18 protein-coding genes are annotated in these 20094 nt (G+C 61.9%); 4 read left to right on the forward strand and 14 right to left on the reverse strand.

The genetic code is table 11. The features are described 5' to 3' along the window. Positions 1-29 precede the first annotated feature (29 nt). Positions 30-290, reverse strand: coding sequence for a PAAR domain-containing protein (locus tag D0Y85_RS12145; protein ID WP_117310647.1), 261 nt, complete (start codon positions 288-290; stop codon positions 30-32). A 102-nt stretch (positions 291-392) separates the two neighbouring features. Continuing rightward, the gene (locus tag D0Y85_RS12150) at positions 393-1274 is read right to left on the reverse strand and encodes a M15 family metallopeptidase (RefSeq protein WP_240329232.1); all 882 of its coding nucleotides are present in this window, start codon (positions 1272-1274) and stop codon (positions 393-395) included. Positions 1275-1475: 201 nt separating this feature from the next. Here D0Y85_RS12150 and D0Y85_RS12155 point away from each other — a divergent pair, with 201 nt between their 5' ends. Then, positions 1476-2237, forward strand: coding sequence for a hypothetical protein (locus D0Y85_RS12155; protein WP_117310649.1), 762 nt, complete (start codon positions 1476-1478; stop codon positions 2235-2237). A gap of 21 nt (positions 2238-2258) precedes the next feature. Further along, positions 2259-2486, forward strand: coding sequence for a hypothetical protein (locus D0Y85_RS20575; protein WP_162887663.1), 228 nt, complete (start codon positions 2259-2261; stop codon positions 2484-2486). A 52-nt stretch (positions 2487-2538) separates the two neighbouring features. Here the strand turns inward: D0Y85_RS20575 and D0Y85_RS12160 are convergent, their stop codons facing one another. The 3 genes from D0Y85_RS12160 to D0Y85_RS12170 all read right to left on the reverse strand — a co-directional run bounded on the left by D0Y85_RS12160 (position 2539) and on the right by D0Y85_RS12170 (position 5671). Next, entirely contained in the window at positions 2539-3597 is a 1059-nt protein-coding gene (locus tag D0Y85_RS12160) for a hypothetical protein (protein ID WP_117310650.1), read from the reverse strand. Beyond that, positions 3594-4568 (reverse strand): DUF6708 domain-containing protein, encoded by a 975-nt coding sequence (locus D0Y85_RS12165; protein WP_117310651.1) that lies wholly within the window; start codon positions 4566-4568, stop codon positions 3594-3596. The genes D0Y85_RS12160 and D0Y85_RS12165 overlap by 4 nt, the downstream gene beginning before the upstream one ends. A 173-nt stretch (positions 4569-4741) precedes the next feature. Beyond that, positions 4742-5671 carry a DUF6708 domain-containing protein gene (locus D0Y85_RS12170; protein ID WP_162887664.1) on the reverse strand — a complete coding sequence of 310 codons (930 nt, stop codon included), beginning with the start codon at positions 5669-5671 and terminating at the stop codon, positions 4742-4744. A gap of 176 nt (positions 5672-5847) precedes the next feature. Between D0Y85_RS12170 and D0Y85_RS12175 the strand changes: the two genes are divergently transcribed. After that, positions 5848-6759 carry an SUMF1/EgtB/PvdO family nonheme iron enzyme gene (locus D0Y85_RS12175; RefSeq protein ID WP_162887665.1) on the forward strand — a complete coding sequence of 304 codons (912 nt, stop codon included), beginning with the start codon at positions 5848-5850 and terminating at the stop codon, positions 6757-6759. A gap of 69 nt (positions 6760-6828) precedes the next feature. Here the strand turns inward: D0Y85_RS12175 and D0Y85_RS20580 are convergent, their stop codons facing one another. After that, positions 6829-7068, reverse strand: a complete 240-nt coding sequence (locus D0Y85_RS20580; protein WP_162887581.1) for a hypothetical protein — start codon at positions 7066-7068, stop codon at positions 6829-6831. After that, positions 7004-7390 carry a DUF2345 domain-containing protein gene (locus D0Y85_RS21030; RefSeq protein WP_343202871.1) on the reverse strand — a complete coding sequence of 129 codons (387 nt, stop codon included), beginning with the start codon at positions 7388-7390 and terminating at the stop codon, positions 7004-7006. Before D0Y85_RS21030 ends, D0Y85_RS20580 begins: the two co-directional genes overlap by 65 nt. A 445-nt stretch (positions 7391-7835) precedes the next feature. Between D0Y85_RS21030 and D0Y85_RS12185 the strand changes: the two genes are divergently transcribed. After that, positions 7836-8576, forward strand: a complete 741-nt coding sequence (locus D0Y85_RS12185) for an SUMF1/EgtB/PvdO family nonheme iron enzyme (RefSeq protein ID WP_240329233.1) — start codon at positions 7836-7838, stop codon at positions 8574-8576. 81 nt (positions 8577-8657) lie between these two features. Here D0Y85_RS12185 and D0Y85_RS12190 read toward each other — a convergent pair whose 3' ends face one another. The 7 genes from D0Y85_RS12190 to tssH form a co-directional block, all read right to left on the reverse strand. Continuing rightward, positions 8658-9047 carry a hypothetical protein gene (locus tag D0Y85_RS12190; protein ID WP_117310655.1) on the reverse strand — a complete coding sequence of 130 codons (390 nt, stop codon included), beginning with the start codon at positions 9045-9047 and terminating at the stop codon, positions 8658-8660. 406 nt (positions 9048-9453) lie between these two features. Then, positions 9454-10503, reverse strand: a complete 1050-nt coding sequence (locus tag D0Y85_RS12195; RefSeq protein WP_117310656.1) for a DUF6708 domain-containing protein — start codon at positions 10501-10503, stop codon at positions 9454-9456. 3 nt (positions 10504-10506) lie between these two features. After that, positions 10507-13248 (reverse strand): T6SS effector BTH_I2691 family protein, encoded by a 2742-nt coding sequence (locus D0Y85_RS12200; protein WP_162887666.1) that lies wholly within the window; start codon positions 13246-13248, stop codon positions 10507-10509. Next, on the reverse strand, positions 13241-14092 hold the full coding sequence (locus D0Y85_RS12205; protein WP_117310658.1) for a DUF4123 domain-containing protein: 852 nt from the start codon (positions 14090-14092) through the stop codon (positions 13241-13243). Before D0Y85_RS12205 ends, D0Y85_RS12200 begins: the two co-directional genes overlap by 8 nt. Positions 14093-14095: 3 nt before the next feature. Further along, positions 14096-16837, reverse strand: coding sequence for a type VI secretion system Vgr family protein (gene tssI, locus D0Y85_RS12210; RefSeq protein WP_117310659.1), 2742 nt, complete (start codon positions 16835-16837; stop codon positions 14096-14098). Between the two features lie 120 nt (positions 16838-16957). Next, entirely contained in the window at positions 16958-17308 is a 351-nt protein-coding gene (locus D0Y85_RS12215) for a hypothetical protein (RefSeq protein ID WP_117310660.1), read from the reverse strand. A 22-nt stretch (positions 17309-17330) separates the two neighbouring features. Then, positions 17331-20084, reverse strand: coding sequence for a type VI secretion system ATPase TssH (gene tssH / locus D0Y85_RS12220; RefSeq protein WP_117310661.1), 2754 nt, complete (start codon positions 20082-20084; stop codon positions 17331-17333). Between the last annotated feature and the right edge of the window lie 10 nt (positions 20085-20094).

A 20094-nucleotide genomic window follows, 5' to 3' on the forward strand; every position in this document is an offset into this window, starting at 1 on the left:
CCATGCCCTGCTCCCGTCGACCGCGCCGCTCAGCGCAGGCCGGTAGCGGCCTGCGACGCCACCAGTGTCGCACCGCAACCGGTGCGATCGCCGTCACGCGCCACCGGCTGGCCGTCGATCAAGACGGTCGCATCGCCGCTGACGATCATGGTCGCCCCATGCAGAGCGCACACCGCGCGGTCACCGACGCGCGCCACCGGCTTGCCATTGATGTCGGTCTCGCCGGTACCTGCCACCACGCTGCCACCGTGGCTGAGCTTGTCACCGACGACAATAAATGGTCGTGCCATCCATCATGCTCCTTGATCCTGTTTGACCTGGCGCTCCATCGCCTCCTGCTCCCCGGCGACCCAGTTCATCGCCCTAACGATACCAGTACCGCCCTGTGGTTATCACCCTTGGCGTGACAGCTCCTCGCGCTTGGCAGCACGCGCTGCGCGGCAGCGCGATGTCATTTCCACGTGAACGTAGTCCTTGATGCTGCGCCAGTTGCCGCCCCAGTCCAGCCCCGCCTGTTGGGCCAGCTCGCCGTACAGGAAGTAGCCCCGCTTGGTCCATTCGTCATTCATGTCCCACTGCAGCTTGCCATCACGGATCGGGGCGCTGTCCACGCCCAGGCCATACTGGTGGCAGCTCTGCCACGCACCGGCGCGGGTGGCCTTGCCGCCGGCCATCAACTCAGCCTGCCGCTCCGGACTGCGATAGCCCTCGATCAACACCATTTCGTACCCGTACTGGCGCCGCATCACCTCGTAAATGGCCAGCACACGCTGCTGCAGATCGGGATCGATCTGGTTCCACTTGCGGTCCGCCGTCACAATTTCAGGCCGCAGACGGCGCACCTCAGCGGTGGTGAATACCTCCGGCGGCGGCGGCGGTGGCGGCGCCAGGCGTTCGCCCCGCAACAACTGCGCCACCATCGAACTGGATTCGGCCAGATCATCGCCGCGAAAATCCTCCAGCACCACCGTCTGGCGTGTGACCAATATCACAGTTGGAGGAATCAGCAGGACGGCTGCAGCAATCGCCAGGATCGGCCAATGGCGTCGGATCGCGCCATGCGCCGCACCCGCCTCTTCACGAACCCCACTCCGCACCCGGGTAACGCCGTGACCGACCTTGTCGCCCATCCGCCCCGCCTTGCGGCGGAATCCGCCCAGCCGGCGCGCCAACGCCTGGCGCAACGCCTCGACCGTCTCGGGGAACAACAACACCCAGCACACAAGTGCCACAAGCAGCACGATGGCAATGGCGGCAACCACGATTGGCAACACTGGTCCTCCCTGACACGCGATCTGGTTGACGCCCCCCACCGCTTTCACTAAGAATGCGGAAATTCGCTTCGGCAGTGGTTGCCGACTCAAACCAAGGGCTGGAAGCACTTGAATAATGGCGGAATCAACCGGCCAAGTCTGCTCTCAGGGGGAGCGCAGAACAAAGGCCAGGCCCCCAATGCGGGCCGTATTCTGGCAGACATGGAGGGCCGGCAGGCAACCGCCTCACCCCGTGCTGCGCGCGTATCGTCTGGCGGCACCCGTCGCCTCGGGCTGTGGCTGGGCATCGGTGCCGCCGTGGTCGCCATTGCCGGGCTTGCGGCGTGGGGCCTGTCCGGCAGTGCCGGTTATCCCGAGCCCAGCGAGTATTCGCTGACCCCCGATCCGGATCCGGCTCAGGCAACAGGACACCCGGATGTTCCCGCCACGTCGTCGCGCGACGGTGCGGCCATGATCGTGGATGCGCCGCCTGCGGTGGGCGAGCCTGCGCTGCCTGCACCTGCAGAGAACGCAGCGCCCGCTCCGGCTGATGCAGCCGCCGCAACCGCAGCACCCGCCGCAGCAACAACGGGCACCGGTGCACGCAGCACGGCGACGGCATCACGCAGCGCGCGCGACGCGGCGCGGGCCGGCAGCCAGGGCAAGGGAGATGAAAACCTGCTCGGCACCCTGCTCGGCATCATCAAGGAAGAAGACAAGGCCAAGGCCAAGACGAAGGCCAACACCCAGCCGCAGAGCATGGACGACCTGATCGCGCAGATCGAAGCCGACCAGCGCAAGCGTGCCGAGGACGAGCGTGCCGCCTTCGAGCGCGTGGCCAGCAAGAAGTCCGCGTCGACCGAATCGAACATCCAGGCACAGCTGCGCAGCTGCCCCAGCCCGACCTCACTGAAGGGCGTGGATTGCCGCCGACGGATCTGCGCAGCGGTGAGCGGCAAGGATCCGGCCTGCCCGGCGATGTAGTCGGTTCAGTCGAGTCGAGCCATGCTCGACTCGGCAAGGTCATGCCATGAAGATCGCCCCGAGCAGTCTTGTCTACATTGCGTTGGTGCTTGGCTTGGCCTGTTCTGCCTCGCCTCGCACTCGGTCTACCACTACCTTGCGCAATTTTCCCGCTGGCAATCAAAGGCCAAGCGCTGGCTGGCGATCAGTCCGCTGCTGGGTTCCATGGCGCTGAACATCGTTACGTTGTATTACGTCACGACGCACTAGCTGGGCCATGGCTCCAGTTCCAGTTCCAGTTCCAGTTCCCATGGATTGGGTGTCAGGAGTTGCCGGATGTCCACGGCAGAAGCGCCAGCAGAACCATCGGCGCGAGTACGACCACTGCATTGAACAGTGCCGGCAGTAGCCAGCGAACCCATAGTCGTGGCGGCCGCACTTCGCCCCGCAACTGCGGCGTGTACGCGCTCGGGGGGAATGGCACCTTCATTGCCAAGGAATCCAGCTCATCGGACAGAGCATCGGGCCACGCAACACGAGGGGCACGACGCAGCAGCCAGAATCCTGCCAGCTCGAACCAGAACATGAGGCTGCCCAGAATCAGGATATGAAGCCAGCCGGAAAGCCCTCTGACGCGATGGTCACGATCAATCCAGGGATCAAACACGAGCCGCTCCAACTGCACCAAGCCTGCATCCACCCCAACCGATGGTGGAGCAGCAGCGGTCGCAGGGAGCGTGCTCGTGTCGCCGTTCATGTAGTGCCGAAGAAATTCCCAAAGCCCTTCGGGACCTGCGTCGTTGAGCAAGGGCTCCGACAGGGGCAGGAACTTGTCGATCTGGCGACTGCCCGGTGTCAACCCGACGACGGCGAGCACCTGAACTGGCGTGGACACATACTTGCCACGGACCATATCCCGTCTGCTGATGGGTACCACGGCATCGTAGTCCAGACTTATCCAACCCCTGTTTGTATCCAACCAGTAGTAGAACTTTCCAAGTCGGCGACTGAGTACCACCGGCGGCTCAGCAGGCTTGCGATACAGGTGACAGGCCGACGCCAGGCAACCGATCATGCCGGCAACAAACAGCGCGACCATCAGTATCAAATGTGGCCAGCCATGCGTCCAGCTTTTGATCGTCAGCGCCACATCCATCGCCATGCTGAACAGGGGTAGCAGTGCCATCAGTGCCAGGACAAATAGAAAGCCCCGATTCGAGGCTCGCTTCCAGGTTGCAAACACCAGGCAGTTCCCATCGATCCACTGAACCGCGCGACCAGGGTGCATGGATGCATGGCCTGGCAGGCTCGCCTTCGCCAGGAAATGCCCCCAGTGTCCATTCTGTTCTGGAAGCACCTTGAATCCGAGCATCTTCGTCACCGGCCACCAGCCCCACGTTCCTTCAACTGCTGCCGCACCTCGTCGTTGCGGGCCTTCGCTGTAGCTATCGAGTCCTTCCAGAAGCGCTCCATCTCCTCCGCGCGCCCTCCTGCATGATCGACCCGCCCGTACACAAGTGGGGCGCGGAGTGGCGGCGCACCAGCAGAAACCGCCGCCCTGCCCCCGACGATGGATGCCGGCCAGACGGGCTTCCGGCACAGCTTCATCGCCAGGAAGCGGAACAGCGCCCAGGGCAAGGTGAGCGGCATCGCGATCCACATCAGCCCTGAGCCGGCCGAAGACACATGAATGATGAGTGCATTGCGGAAGCTCGGTACTACCGAGGTATAGAGCTGCAACGGCGGGAACGGGAGCGCTGAACGCCCCTCTTCCATGAAGCGCCGGATCATTTCCCAGTGGGCGAGAACGATGGCGGGACTCGATCCGCAATCCGACCCTACTGCGAATGTGTGGACGACCTGATCGCCACGCATCACAAGGCCTCTGAGGTCGTAGGTGTAGCCCTCGCCGGGTCCCGTCGGCTTGTCCCTTCCGATGATGAAGTGGACATCCGACCAGGGCGCCGACACCACCTTGTTGCGCCCACCCGAGAAGACGTGGACCTGACGCGTAGTGCGATCAAAGCGGATGGGGTAGTACCTGTAACGCAGAACATCTCGTAAGAGCAGCTTCCAGAGAATGAACCCCAGGAACGCAATAACGAGGGTGATCAAGCCTGCGATTGCATACGCCTCACTCGATTCGAGCGGCCCAGCCCGATCAACCAGCGACGTAGTTGCGTGCAGCATCGCAATGACAAACAACAGCCCCAGCGTGATGAAGACGCTCGCCCCCATCAGCGCCCAACCCCGATACAAGAAATGGCGATCAACAAAATCGATGCAATCGTCATCAATGGCGATGATTCCTTTATCGATCGGCGCAAACGTGGATGAGTCGAAATTGCGCACATCGGCAGCCTTTTCGTACCCAGTAAGGGACGATTGTTGCGATACCGCTGGGCAAGCCAGCCAGCAAACTGGCTCATCGCCTATCTCCCATGTACATGAAGGCGAAGTCGCAGCTGGACGGCACCCGCTGCTCCCCTCTGTGTTGATCGACAATCATCCTGACGAGCGCTCGATCATGTAGATGATGCATCGGCCTGCTCCTGTGCCATGACGTCCGCCTCGACCAGACTAAATGGGTCATCCGCATCAACCGCACACTCTTCCTCTACCCACTGCGGCCAAACAGGCATGCGGCAGGATCGCAGGACCAGCCACCGGCAGAACACCAGGGGCAACAGCAGCGGCATCAGGATGAATCTGGCACTGAGCATGGCTGGCCCAAGGCTGGCCACCACAAACAGATAGCAGTTGCGCAATGAAGGCACCACGGACAGGTTCATCTGCCGACCGTCGATAGTGTCGACCACTTCCGCAGGACCGTCCTCCATGTAGCGACGAAGGAACTCCCAGATCGCCCGTATCTTCAGCTCGTCATCGAAGTAGTGGCCGACAGCGAAGGTCCGCTTGACGACGTGATCCTCAATGATGCTGCAACGCAGATCACACAGGAACTCCTCGCTGGTTCCTCGCCCGATGTAGAACACGGCCTCATCCCAGCGAACGGATACGGCCCCCTCCTTCCCGCCGGTAAAGAAGTAGACCGTGCGGTTACGCCGATTGAATCTCGTCGGGTACCAGACGTAGGTGAAGAACTCGTATCGAAGGGTGATTTGCCAGAACAGTACGGGGGCGCCGATCACGCACGCAGCCACCATCGCATACATCACCCAGTCCCAGCCGTCTCCCTCCAGGTTCGGGATGACCAGAGTGAAGAGAAGAAAGAAGCCGAGCAGGAACAGCCCCAACGTGCCAAGTAGAACCACGGTGCTCGACACCATGCCGCGCAGCCGGAAACGACGATCGATCAGATCGATATAGGTCGAGTTGAAGCGGACCAGGCAGGAGCGCTCGGCAGGCGCTACGGATTGCACTGCATGCACATCCAAACGCGACGCGCTTTCCTTTGCAGAGAGCGCACGCCCACGGGAAATTCCCGCATCCATCCGGTATACATCCGACCTCCTGTCACGTCACCTTGGGGAGGATGACATGGAATGTGATTGCTCGGGAGCTCAGAGCCGTCAGAGCGAGACATATGTCGCATCGCACCGCCGCTCGGTACGGATGCGCCGGCGGGGCGAGCCCGTTAGCATGCGACACTCGGTCAAAGGAATTTCCCATGCCTAGGCTTCTGCCCCCGACTGCGGGGCTCTTGGTCATCCTGCTGTTCGCTACGTCCACATACACCCTGGGGAAAGAACCGTCTCCCGAGGCAAAGCGTGGCTCCGGTGAAGCTACGCAGCAAAAGATCATATCGGACCTGGTGCCGATCAGGGGCGGCTCGTTCCTCATGGGCGATTTCGGCCCCGCGCACAACGAGGACAAGCTGCCCTACAGCGGAGCCATGAATGATGACGTCCTCCGCAAGATCACGCTGGACGATTTTTCGATCATGGCCCACAAAGTGTCGATTGAGGACTTTGATGCTTTCACAGACGCGACTGGTCGCCCGAGGGTGGGTACTTCGAAGATTGACGCGACGCTTTATCGCGCCGACTCCAAGGCCGCTGCCGGAGTGAGCTGGCAGGACGCTGTTGATTTCTGCGCCTGGGCTGGAAAGAAGGCAGGCCGGAAGCTGGTGCTACCCACGGAAGCGCAGTGGGAGTTCGCCGCACGCTCTGGCGGTAAAATGGTTATTTTTGCGACCGATACGGGCACCATTGATGACGGCCGGAACGTGGCAACTTATTCGCAGTACGATGACGGTGTCCGGGCCGCTTTAGGCAGGTTCCCTACGAATCCTGCTGGACTTTACGACATGACAGACCATGGCTTCGAATGGGTGCAGGATTGGTATGAGGAGAATTACTCCGGCGGTGACACTCGGAATCCTACAGGCCCCAAGAATGGCGCTGAGAGAGTCTTGCGCGGAAGCAGCAAACGCGGCGGCGATTCTCTCGTGCACACCTCAATGACTTTTGCACGTGATCACCGACCTCCGGAGCCGGAAAAAATTCTAAATTCCGATGGTGATGTGATTGATGCCAACCAGAACGCGAGTTATGGATTCCGTTGCGCGACTCAAAGATGAGAGTCGCGCACTCCCCAGGGCGTATAAGGCAGGCGGAGAAATCCACCGCCCTGCAGAAGCCTATGACGCTCAAGCAAGCATCGTTTGATCATCCCTGTCCAGCCATAGATCCGGCGGATCCATCATGGCGAAAGTGGGCGCCTCGGCGCCGTCCAAGGCGGCCAACTGCACTGGATCGTCGATGCTCATGATCTGAGCGACCTCATATCCCTTAGGGAATTCGTTGAGCAACTTTGAGCGCTTCTCAAGGAACGATTGCAGATAAGAATTCCCCACATCTCCGACCTTGTCGCGGGAGTGCTTGTTCATCGTCCCGAATACCTTGCCGCGCTCCTGGTTCGGGCTCTCGGCGCTGGGCTCCACGCCGGCCCAGGCCGCCGGCAACGGCAAGTGTCAGTGAGCCCTGCGTCATCCAGTTCAGCGCCGCGCCGCTGGCCAGGGTGGTGTGGGTGCCGCTCACCCAGACCTGGTCGGCCGGGGTCAGGCTCAGCACGCCGGCCACGCCACTGCCCAGCAGCACCGGCGGACTCCAGCCTGGCGCCTCGCCATCGCCGCCGGCGATGCTGCCCGCGGCACTGCCACTGTGGATGGCGCGCAGCACTTCCTGCAGTGCGGTCAGGGTCGTATCCACTGGCAGCGCGTTGATCCCTCAACCGTGTTGTTGGCCGCTGTCATGCCGGTGACGGTGATCGAGTTCTGGCGACGGCACGCTCTTTCGGTGTTGTTCCGGAGGCATGTGTGTAGGCTGGCGCTTGCGCGGGCCTGCACAGCCCCCCCCCCCCCCCCCGGGGGGACCCATTGATCGAAGCTCAGCGATTGGCAAGGCTGAAACAAGGGTTCACTCAAAGATTCGCCCAACGCTGCTAACTTCTGCAGACACAAAGAAGGAGCTGAATGTGTGTAGCTATCGACTGTGGCCCATTGGGATTCTCGCCCTCCTTCCCCTTGCCCCTAGCGCATGCGCTGGTAAACCCGCCAACAGCGCCCACCAAGCTCAAGAGCGCGAGCATGCAGGCGCAAGCCTGCAGGAGCAGGTCATCCGGGATCTGGTTCGAATGAAGGGTGGAACCTTTCTGATGGGTGACTTTGGTCCAGTACACCATGCCGATAAGCTTCCTTACAGCGGTGAAACCAACGACGATGTTCTTCGCAAGATCACGCTGAGTGACTTCTCGATAACTGCTCACAAGATATCGGTTGAACAGTACGATGCGTTCTCCGATAGCACCGGACAACCCCGGATCGGAACTTCCGAGATTGATGCAGGCCTCTATCGAAAGGACGTAAAGGCGTCAGCGGGGGTGAGCTGGACTCAGGCACAAGAATTCTGCGCTTGGCTGGGAAGCAAGACGGGGAAGCGAGCCGCACTTCCAACCGAGGCAGAATGGGAGTATGCCGCACGCTCAGGCGGGAAGATGGAAATTTATGCGACTGACAACGGTCGGATCGACGATGGTCGAAATGTGGCCAGCTTCGATCAGAACATGGATGGAAGTGGTGTCGCTCTGGGCAAGTATCCACCCAATTCCGCAGGACTCCACGACATCATCGATCACGGCCATGAATGGGTTCAGGACTGGTATGAAGCCAGCTATACGGGAAAGGATCTACGCGACCCGCAAGGTCCAAAGAGTGGGAGCGAGAAGGTCATTCGCAGCAGCACCAACCAAGGTGGAGATTCACTCGCGCTTGTGTCAATGACGTTCACGCGTGCGTCCCGCGCGCCTGATACGGCCGCGCGGCAGGATCCCAAAGGCAGGGACATTGATGCCAATCAGAACTATGGATATGGGTTCCGATGCGTAGTTCGCGATTGAGCATGGCCATCGGAGTGGACCGGCCAGACTTCCGCAGGTCCGTCCATGTAGCGACGAAGGAGTTCCGAGATCCCCGTATCTTCAGTACATCGTCGAAGTAGTGGCTAATAGCAAAGGTCCGCTTGACCACATGATCCTACAGCGCAGATCACGCAGGAACTCCTCGCTGGTTCCTCGCCCGATGTAGAACACGGTCTCATCCCAGCGGACGGATACGGCCCCTTCCTTCCCGCCGGCGAAGAAGTAGACCGTGCGGTTACGCCGATTGAATCTCGTCGGGCACCAGACGTAGGTGAAAAACTCGTATCGAAGGGTGATATGCCAGAACAGTGCGTGGGCGCCGATCACGCACGCAGCCACCATCGCATGCATCACCCAGTCCCAGACATCTCCCTCCAGGCTCGGGATGACCAGAGTGAAGAGATGAAAGAATCCGAGCAGGAACAGCCCCAACGTGCCAAGCAGAACCACGGCGGTCGATACCGTTCCGCGCAGCCGAAAACGACGATCGATCAGATCGATATAGGTCGAATTGAAGCCGACCAGTCAGGCGCGCTCGGCAGGCGTCACGGATTGGGGGTAAGAACATCGAAACGCGAGGCGTCCTCATGCAGAGAAAGCCCACGTCCCAAGGGAAATTCAGCTTCCAACCGGTAAACATCGAATCTCACTTCATTGCCCCCGGCGCGCATGACACGGGATCGACCTATTGAGTGGCTTCGTGGCGTCATCGCGAGGCCTGCTTGACTGCGCGCGACGCGCCCGGCATGGATGGCTGGCTGAAATCCACACTCAGCAAAGGTTATCCAGAACATCCTTAGCGCTTCCGTGCCGATTCCTCCTCCAAGCCAGCCATGGCTTCGCCATGGCTGGCATCTCAAGCGGTGATTGACGACTGCTGAAGCCGACTCCGAACCTCATCGTTGCGAGACTTCGCGGCCGCAATCGACTCCTTCCAAAAGCGCTCCATCTCATCAGCACGTCCCCCTGCGCGATTCACCCGCCCGTACACAACCGGTGCGCGGAGCGGGGGCATTCCGGAAGTGGTAGAGGATCCATGCCTGAGCACAGACGCAGGCCAGACCGGTTTCCGGCATAGCTTCATCGCCAAGAAGCGGAAGACCGCCCATGGCAAAGTGAGCGGCAGCGCGATCCACATCAGCCCCGAACCCGCGGAAGAGACATGGATGATGAAAGCATTTCTGAAGGTCGGCTCTACCGATGTGTACAACTGAAGCGGCGGAAACGGTAGTTCGGAGCGCCCTTCTTCCATGAAGCGCCTGATCATTTCCCAATGTGCGAGCGTGATGCCAGGATTGCTTCCGCTATCCGAGCCAATAGCGAAAGTGTGGACGACTTTGTCTCCATCCATGACCAGGCCCCGAAGGTCGTAAGTAACACCATCATTAGGCCCCGTGGGCTTGTCCGTCCCGATGATGAAGCGAACACCTGACCATGGCGCTGAAACGATGCCTCCCCTCCCCCCCGTGAAGATATGGATTTTCATCTCACGTCGATCGAATCGAATCGGGTAGTACTGGTATCGGAAGATATCTCTACCGAGAAGCATCCAATACGTAAAGACGACGAAACCGAGCAAGAGTACACCGAGCACACCGACCGTGACCGTCATCTCCGGACTTACGGACTTCCCTTCGGCATGCATCTCCAAGGTTGCATACACAATCGCCAGAACGAATGCGAAGACAAGACCGAGAACTACCCCGCCCCACATTGCGGCCCAGCCGCGATAAAGGAAATGACGGTCAACGTACTCAATACAATCGTCGTCGAGGTAAATGATGCCCTGATCCAGCGGCGCCATGGTTGATGAATCGAATTTACGAACGTCCGCGACGATCTCGTACTCCGTCAAACGACGGTTGTTGCGATACCGTTGCGCGAGCCAACCTGCGAACTGGCTCATCCGTCAAGCCCCAGAGGGAAGCATCGCATGGTACGCCTCGTCCTGTGCATCGACTGAGTCAAATGAGCCATGGTTATGAACACCAAAAGGTGTCATATCAAGCCATCGCTCGATCTTGTCATCTCGAATCAAATTAATAAGCCACTCGCCAAGCATGCTGATAAGCCCCAGAACCAGAAGCACAATGAATCCAACGCCAGCTGTCATCACGCCGGCCAACATTAAAATAGCGACAACAGCTCCGGATATCGCAGTCACGGTATAGAACGCAACCATCGGAACGTCATTTCGTTTGTAAGCATCATAAGCTTTCCATCCGTCAATCACTGCACCCAACAGACCTCCCACAGCCCCTAGCAGCTTTCCAAAGAACCCCACCATTCCCGCTCGTGTGGACACTTGCACCGCACCAAATCGAATCTCTGAGGATAGTGCTGTGCGCCCCCACATCGACTTTCCCAGAGCTAAACTAGTCAATTCAACGCTGGTCCCCGCAAATCCTGCAAGCGCAGCCCCCAGGTTCAGATGACGACGTCGGGCCGGACCTTCCTTTTCCTCATCCAACTTCCCGTATGAATCTGCAACGTTCCAAGCGTCCAAGATCAGCCCGACAACTCCCAAGCGCACGTCCAAGTTGACATGTGGGGCGGTGTACTGTGCAGCACGATTCCTTACCAGCGCCCTCACCTGCTCCTCGCTCATCAGCATATTTCCCATAGAGCCGGGCTGCCCGTTCCGGACCGCTGCCATCGCTTCCTTGTCCCAGAACACAGCCCACTCAAAGACCTTTCTGCCGCGCGCATTGCGATCGCCTGTCGCGACTCTTGCGCCACTCCGCTCACTGAGTTCCTGCCGAAGGTGTTGATCCACACGGGCCCTTAACTCCCGCTTGTTGACTCCCGCTTGTCCCTCGCTCAGTGCTTCCACCAGAAAGTGCGCCATCTCGCGCTCGGAGGCACGTATCCCGATCCTCTGGATACGCTTCCCTGAAAGGACTCCGAGCAGGCCAACCAGATTGTTCCTCGTCGCGGTAGAAATGGCGACGTTGATACCAGCCTTTGCGACCGTTGATCCCGCCTTGGTCAGAGCAGTCACAAACATCCCAGATGTTTTAAACACTAGACCTGCGGCCAGGCCCAGCCCGTGTTGCAGTTCGCGGGGCTTGTTAGCTCCCCGATCAAGAACATGAGCATAGGCCTTGAAGAGATTGGACCAGGCTCCGGGATTGTCTGCATTGCTCAAGAATGTCTTTGACTGCTTCTCGATCACCTCCGCCGCAATTTTGTCATTGAGGGTCAGGGCCCGAACCGTACAGTTCTTGATGTCCTGAAAACGTCCGGCGAGGTCCGCGAGAACCGCCGCCTGTACGCACTCGAATCCCACGACTCCCTCAAGCGAATTGTCGACGATCTCCGTCAATCTCATTGAACTGTATGACAGCTCGTCAATGTGATTGCATGCCAGCCACGTCCTGAAATCGTCACTCTTGTACCAGCGTACGAAGCTCTGGGCGATCGGGGTCAGGTGCGAAGATGTGTAGCGCTCCATTTCTGGCGACAGGCTCGTGTCGAACTGATCAAGCGCTTGCTGACTGTAGTCATCACGGTAACGGTCCCATGCTGAGTCTCTTGCCTTCTTGTCCTCTTCAGGCGTCAGTTCCTCACGCATCTTGGTGATTCCCGCCGCATACAACTCAATCGCGGCGCGTCCAGTGTATGCGCTTGCGCGTACCGAACTCAGCTTTTCTGCGGCAGCCTGATCCTCAATTGCCTGCCGGATGCCCCGGATTGCCACCGACGTTGCATGCTTCCACCCGCGATCACCTTCCTCTTCGAAGTCCCGGGTCTTCTGCCGAACAAGTGCGGAAAGCTCCTGCGTTATCCCCGCGGGATCGTTCAACGCCACCATCATCGGACGAACGGCCGGGGAGCTCTTCTGAAGCCACGCCTCCATTCCTGGCACATCTTGCTTGCACCTTGAAAAAGGCGCGAAGGAGAACGAAAAGCCGGGATTGGCATACACCTCAACGACATCGATGAGCTTCTCAACTGCACCATCCACGATCCGAGGCTTCCCAGGTTCAGCAGCCGGCGGCGGATTCGAGGGAAGCATAGGGATCTTCACCTCAGGCTCGGATTTCATCCTCTTGCCAAATTTGAACTCGCTGACCATGAGGGGGGCGTCAGTGGCACTTCCTACGTGATCCAGCGACTTTCCTTTGAGCCACGCCTGAACATCAATACAGCGCATATGCTTCTTGCGCTCACTCGACTTGCGGTTTCGCTCAATGATTTCCTTCGTCCACGGGGCCTCTGAGAAGCCAAACCAGACTTTTCCCGCGCGCTTGGGGTCTGGAATGGTAACGAAGCGAGCCACTTGCGAATCCGCCATTCGCGCACATGTAGGTTGAAATTCTTCCTGAGGCGGAGGGGCTGCATGCGGATCGAACTCGAGGAGATGGGAGTCGCTGGTGATCTGATAGCCCTTCCATTCGCCACGAATCTCATTGAATACATAGAGATAGCCTTGGCGAGCAAGGCGTAGCGTGTAGTGTGCCTCACTGCCCGGAAGGGCAACACTGGCCACATCCTTTCCAAAACCCCCTCCCAGCTTGGGCCCTTGCCACATTTCTTTGACGTCGGAACGGCAAATGGCGTACCTGATCGGAAGAATCGGCAAGCCGACCTGATCGCAGACATCACACTTTTTCGCGGGGTCACACGACTGTGTCGGCTTCTTATCCATGCTGCCAAGCTCCTTGTTCTTCCTGCTCCGATGTAGGTTCATCCGCCTCTTCGCCGGAGGGGTCACTGACGGCGCTACGGAACGCGCCAGGCTCTAGGCGGGCAATCCGAAGAGCCTCTTGATACCGATGTGTATTGTGAACTTCGGGTGATTGATACAGCGAGGCGAATGCATAGGATTCCTTGTCGTCTGGATCCGTCAACCCGCACTCGCCAGCCCTATCCAGTTCATCAAAGATGCGTCTCGACAGCGTGGTGTCATCGATACACCTGCCCTCCAGACGCAACCTGTCGATCACCTTATTGACAGATGCCAATGAAGCGATCGCGTACAGCTGATCAGACGTGAGGTGCATGCCATCCAGGTCACGTCCTGTACTTTCGTACGTCTCCCAACTCATCCCCTGGCCCACGGGGACAGTCCAGGAATTGATGGGGCCAAGCAACGCGTTCAACTGCGATGGCAAGAGAATCCACTTCAGCGCGCTCCAGACACGAGGATCGTAGTATCTGAACAGCATCTTCTCACCTTCGGCTTTTCTCACCATCATACGGGCCAGATGATTTCGGACTTGGTGGCTTCCGGCGGCACATTTCAACAGAGCCGAGAAGGGGGATCGGCTATGATCGCGCGCGTACTGCACTGTTTCATCAAGTGCTGCCAGGCGCGCATCTGGCGCCATTTCTCCGAGTTTGAGGAGATAAGGAAGCAGATGCTGCTGCCCGACGAGTTCCTTTGGAACGATGGGTTCGCATGGCCACAGCAAGGCAATGCGCCGATCCATCTGGAGCGGATTGATCAATGCGTACTGATGTGCTTCGAACAGCCGATGATCGAGTTGCATCTGTCAGGCTCCTAGTGGAACCAAGCCAGCGCCGGACTTCTCAGCAGCGCGCACTCGGTACTCACATGCGTTATGTGAACTAGAGGGCATCCTCGCCTCCCCCGCCAGACTCGCCGGCCCCACCCATTCCCGCTGGCTCGCCTTGAACTCCACTTTCCCCGGCGCGCCCAGCTCGATGTTGTCGCCTTCGATCCTGATATAGGCTCCGGCCGCGGTCGCCAGCAGGTGCTTGCTCGGTGCCGACAGCTGCACGTCCGCTTCGGTACTGGCGATACGCACCTGGGTCTTGGCCGCCACGATCGCCTGGTTCTTGTGCGCGCGTGCACTCACCTTGCCCTGCGCTGCGTGCAGCGCGATGCCGCGTTCCTGGTTCGGGCTCTCGGCGCTGGGCTGCACGCCGGCGGTGTACAGCACCAGGCCGCCGGCCACGGCCAGTGTCAACGAGCCCTGCGTCATCCAGTTCAGCGCCACGCCGCTGGCCAGGGTGGTGTGGGTGCCGCTCACCCAGACCTGGTCGGCCGGGGTCAGGCTCAGCACACCGGCCACGCCACTGCCCAGCAGCACCGGCGCACTCCAGCCGGGCGCTTCGCCATCGCCGCCGGCGATGCTGCCCGCGGCACTGCCGCTGTGGGTGGCGCGCAGCGCCTCCTGCAGTTCGGTCAGGGTGGTATACGCCGGCAGCTCGGTCGGGTCACTGGGTAGCTGCGCCTGCTGGTTGGCTGCGGACTCGGCCAGCTGCTGCAGCAGCTGCTGGCTTTCCTGCAGCTGGCCCAGTGCCTGCGGCGCGGCCAGCTGCGGCGTGCCCTGCTCGGTGGTGAGCAGCAGGCCGCGGCCGGCGCGCAGTGCCCCCTGCGCCTGCGTGGCCAGCTCCACGCCGAAGCCGCGCTCGCCTTCGCGCACGTTGTCCTGGCCGCCCTTGAGGTGGCCCAACGTCAGCGTGGTCTCGTGCTGGGTGGTGGACAGCTGCGCGCGGCCCTGCCCGGGCGTGTCGTCGAACCGCAGCTGCTGGTAACCGCCGGTACCGCCCTGGCTGTCGGCCAGCGCCTGGCTCTTGAAGCCGGTGTACACCGCCGCGTGGTCGTTGCCCTCGAACCAGGCCGCCGCGTTGCCGGTGGCGTTGGCGCCGCCGCCGTTGATCTGGTTGTGCTGCGCATCCTGCTGGCCACGGCCGTTGTAGACCGCACCGACCACCACCGGCCGGTCGATGTCGCCTTCCAGGAACGCCACCAGCACTTCCTGCCCGCGCCGAGGCAGCACCACGCCGCCCCAGTTGTCGCCGGCCCAGGGCGTCATCACCCGCACCCAGGTCCAGGCGCCGCCGTTGGCCGGGGCATTGTCGTCACCACCGGGATGGGCCAGGCCACTGCTGGCGTTGCCGCCACGCTGCCACGGGAACTGCACCTTGATGCGGTGGTCGCGGTCGGACAGCAATGGATCGCCGTCGCTGACCACGATCGCGCTGAGTGTGCCGGTGATGGTCGGCCGCGGATGCAGGTGCACGCCGTGGCCGTCCTCGGTCTGCGGCCGGTAGGTCACCTCGGACGGGATGGCCACGAAACGGTTGTCGTAGAACGCGGTGGACACCTCGCCGGGCGCATCGCCGTAGGCCAGCCCGGACAGCGCGCCAGGCAGCGCCGGTGCGGCCACGCTGGCCGGTCCCAGGGTCTGCTCCAGCGCATCGAATACGTCGGCATCCAGGTTGTTGCGGGCCTGGTGCCGCACCGACAGGCACAGGAACTGTGCGTCCTCGCCCACCTGCGGATGCTGCGACAGGGCGAAGCGTGCGCCCGGGGCCAGTGCCCGCCACTGGCCGGCACCCTCGATGGTGTGCGCGCGCACGCGCAGCGCATCCAGGTGCTGCTGCGCGCGGCGCTGGCCGCGGGCATTGTCCTGCCAGCCATACGGGCCACAGGTATCGCGGTCGACGATGCCCAGATCGTTGCCCTGCCCGGCCTCGGCGCTGGCCTGGCGGCGCTCCAGGGTGCGGTAATCCCAGGTGGCGCGCTCGACCTTGCCCGGCCGCCAGCGGTGCGCGGTGGACCACTGCTGCACGCTGTCGCTGCGCTCGCTCTCGTCGCGGCGATGGAAGCGCACGCTGCCCAGGTCGGCGGTGTCATGGCTGTGGTCGGCCAGCACCAGCGTGTGCGTGCCGAAGTCCGCGCCGCCGGGCTCGCCGGCATGCTCGAACCAGTAATAGATGCCTTCCTCGGCCAGCAGGCGCTGGACGAAGGCCAGGTCGCTTTCCTGGTACTGGGTGGTCAGGCTGCGCCGCGCGTACTGGCTGGCGTCCGCCAGCGACCAGCGCCAGGCCGGTGCCAGCGTGCCGTAGTCGGCGAAGAGGTCCTCGACGATCTCGACCACGCTCTTGTCGTGGAAGACGTAGCTGTCCACCCGCTGCGACAGGAATGCCAGCCACGGCTGCAGGCGCAGCCGGTAGCGGGCCAGGCCGCCGTTGCTGCCCAGCCGCTCGGCGGCGGTGATGCGCCCATGCAGCGGGCGCACGCTGCCGTCGGCCTGTTGCAGCTGCAGCAGCGCGCCCTGCCCGATCAGCGGCGCCAGCGCCAGGCCGGCGTCCAGCGACAGGGCGGTGATCGTCCACTGGAAACCGATGCCGTCGATCTGCTCGACGCCATCAAGGGTTTCGGCCACCAGCACATCGCTCCCCAGCGACGTGTGCAGCCGCAGGAAGCGCTGAGCGTGCGACGGGCCAGCCAGTGCCGCCCGCAGGTTGTTTACCAGTTCCATGGTGGTTCCCCGACGTCCCGAACTTCAAGGTGGTCTGCATGCGACGTGCGCATCGGTGTACTCCGCTTCCCGCTTCCACGAGGCCTGTGCCCCTGCGGGGGCGACAGGCTCGCACGGCCATCAGGCGGCCTGGACAATCTCTTCCAGCTGCAGGCGCACGCCCTCGCTGATCTTCAGGCGGTAATCGCGGCCGCCGGCAGTGATCTGCAGTTCGCGCGCGTTGCTCACCAGCTGTGGCTTGCCGACCACCGGGGCATCCATGTGGATGCGCCAGGAACCGCGGCTGATCTGCGCGGCGATGTTGCGGGCATCCTGGCGAGCGGCCGGCGCGGCGGTGTCCAGCAGCTCGATCACGTGCTCAGGGCGCAGCCGGTTCCAGGCACGCACACGGTCCAGTTCACGACCCAGGCCCAGTTCCAGGCTGTCGCAGTGGTTGAGGGCGGCTTCGCGGTCAAATCCATAGAATTCCATAGCGTTCTCCATTTGCTCAGTGTCAGGACACTTTGTATTTGAAGTCACCCTTCTTGCCAGCGGTGACCTTGATGGCGTTGATCCGGTTCCCCTCGGCCATTGCCGCCAGCACGCTCTCGGCGATTTCCGGCAGCAGGGTTCCGTTGAGGATGTGGTCAACGTTGCGCGCACCCGAGTCCACTTCGGTGCAACGTGCAAGCACGGCCTCCACCAGGCTGTCGTCCCAGCTGAAGGTGGCCTTGTGATTGGCAATGACGCGGTCGCGGATGCGGCCGAGCTTGAGCGTGATGATCTGCGCCAGCACGTCATCGTTGATCGGGTAGTACGGCACCACCTTCAGGCGCCCCAGGAAGGCCGGCTTGAAGGTGCGCATGAGCACCGGGCGCAACGCCTCCGACAGCGCTTCCGCATCCGGGATCTCTTCGGCCGGCTTGTTCAGGCAGGCCTGCATGATCTGCGAGGAACCGATGTTGGAGGTGAGGATGATGAGGGTGTTGCGGAAGTCGATCTCACGGCCTTCCGCATCGTCCATCATGCCCTTGTCGAACACCTGGAAGAACATCTCCAGTACGTCCGGATGGGCCTTCTCGACTTCGTCCAGCAACACCACGCTGTAGGGATTGCGGCGCACGGCCTCGGTCAGCACGCCGCCTTCGCCGTAGCCGACGTAACCCGGCGGCGAGCCCTTCAGGCCGGACACGCTGTGCGCTTCCTGGTACTCGCTCATGTTGATGGTGACCAGCTTGCGCTCGCCGCCATACAGGATGTCGGCCAGCGCCAGCGCGGTCTCGGTCTTGCCGACACCCGAGGGGCCGACGAACATGAACACGCCGCGCGGCTTGTTCGGATCCTCCAGCTTGGCGGTGGCGGTGCGCACGCGCTGGGCGATCGCATCCAGCGCATGGTCCTGGCCGATCACGCGCTCGACCAGCAGGTTGCCGAGCGTGCGCACGGTGCGGATCTCGTCCTTGACCATGCGGCCCAGCGGCACGCCGGTCCAGGCCGAGACGATCTCGGCTACCACGGTGCCATCAACCTGCAGCGGCACCATCGGGGTCTCGCCCTGCAGCTCGCGCAGTTCGGCCTGCAACCGCGCCAGTTCAGCCTGCTGCGGCGAGAGTTCCGGCTTTGCCTTGCCACGCTTGGCGGCCGGCTTGGCCACGGCGACATCGCCGTCCCCCTCGTCACCGGTCGGCTCGGGGTCGCTCGCCGCAGCCTCGCCCTGCTCCATCTGCTGGCGCAATGCGGCGATCCTGCCGGCCAGCTCACGTTCGCGCCCCAGGCGCTCTTCGTTGCTGGCCAGCACGGCCTGCGCTTCGGCCTGCTGCGCGTGCAGTTCCGCCAGGCGTTCGCCGTGGTGGTCGCTGCCGCCGGCGGTCTCGCGCTGCAGTGCGCCGATCTCGGCCTGCAGGCGGTCCAGGTGTTTGCGGGTGTCTTCAATGATGGCCGGCGTGGCGCTCTGCCCCAACGCGACCTTGGCGCAGGCGGTATCGAGCACGCTGACCGCCTTGTCCGGCAGCTGGCGACCGCTGATGTAGCGGTGCGACAGGCGCACCGCCTCGGTCACGGCCTCGTCCAGGACGCGGATGTTGAAGTGCGACTCCATCAGCCCGACCATGCCACGCAGCATGGCCGCGGCCAATGCCTCGCTTGGCTCCTCGACCTTCACCACCTGGAAGCGACGGGCCAGTGCGGCGTCCTTCTCGAAGTACTTCTTGTACTCGCTCCAGGTCGTGGCGGCGATGGTACGCAGTTCACCACGGGCCAGAGCGGGCTTCAGCAGGTTGGCCGCGTCGTTCTGGCCGGCGGTACCGCCGGCACCGATCATGGTGTGCGCTTCGTCGATGAACAGGATGATCGGATGCGGGCTCTTCTTGACCTCGTCGATCACATTCTTCAGGCGGTTCTCGAACTCGCCCTTTACGCTGGCGCCGGCCTGCAGCAGGCCCATGTCCAGGGTATGCAGCTCCACGCCCTGCAGCACATCGGGCACATCCTTGTCGGCGATGCGACGGGCCAGGCCCTCGACCACTGCGGTCTTGCCGACGCCGGCTTCGCCGGTGAGGATCGGGTTGTTCTGGCGACGGCGCATCAGGATGTCGATCACCTGGCGGATCTCGCCATCGCGGCCGATGACCGGGTCGATCCTGCCCTCGCGTGCACGCTGGGTCAGGTTGGTGGTGAACTGATCCAGCGCCGGCGTCTTCGACAGACCGCCCTTGGCCTCGCCCGGCACTGCGTCGGCGCCCTCGCCGGCCTCGTCGCCTGCGGACGCATCGGCGAAACGCAGGGTCTGCACCGCTTCCTGCGAACCCTCGGTGAGCTTGGCGAAGTCGTGCTTGAGCTCATCGCGCTTGAAACGCACGAACAGCTTCGAGCCGCGGTAGGCCAGCTGGGCCAGATCCGGTTCGGTCAGCAGCGCCAGCAGCAGGTGACCACTGCGGATGCGGGTGGTTTCCGAGTCCAGCGAGGCAATCAGCCAAGCGTGCTCGAACAGTTTGGGAATGTGCTGGGAGAACACCGGCGTGCGGCTGTTGCCGGTCTTGAACTGGCTGATCTCGTCATTGAGATCGCGCTCCAGCGATTCGGGCAGGATGCCGCTGCGGCGCGCGATCAACACGAAATCGCTCTGCGGCTGCTCCAGCAGCGCCAGGAACAGATGTTCCAGGTCGACCTCGTAATTGCCGCGCGCCATGCACAGGTTCGCAGCCCGTTCGGCCGCCTGGCGGCAGGTGTCGTCCAGCTTGCTGATCAGGGTTTTGAGGTTGATGCTCATGCGGAAACGC

Source organism: Stenotrophomonas sp. G4, from assembly GCF_003428825.1.
Classification (GTDB): Bacteria; Pseudomonadota; Gammaproteobacteria; order Xanthomonadales; family Xanthomonadaceae; genus Stenotrophomonas; species Stenotrophomonas indicatrix.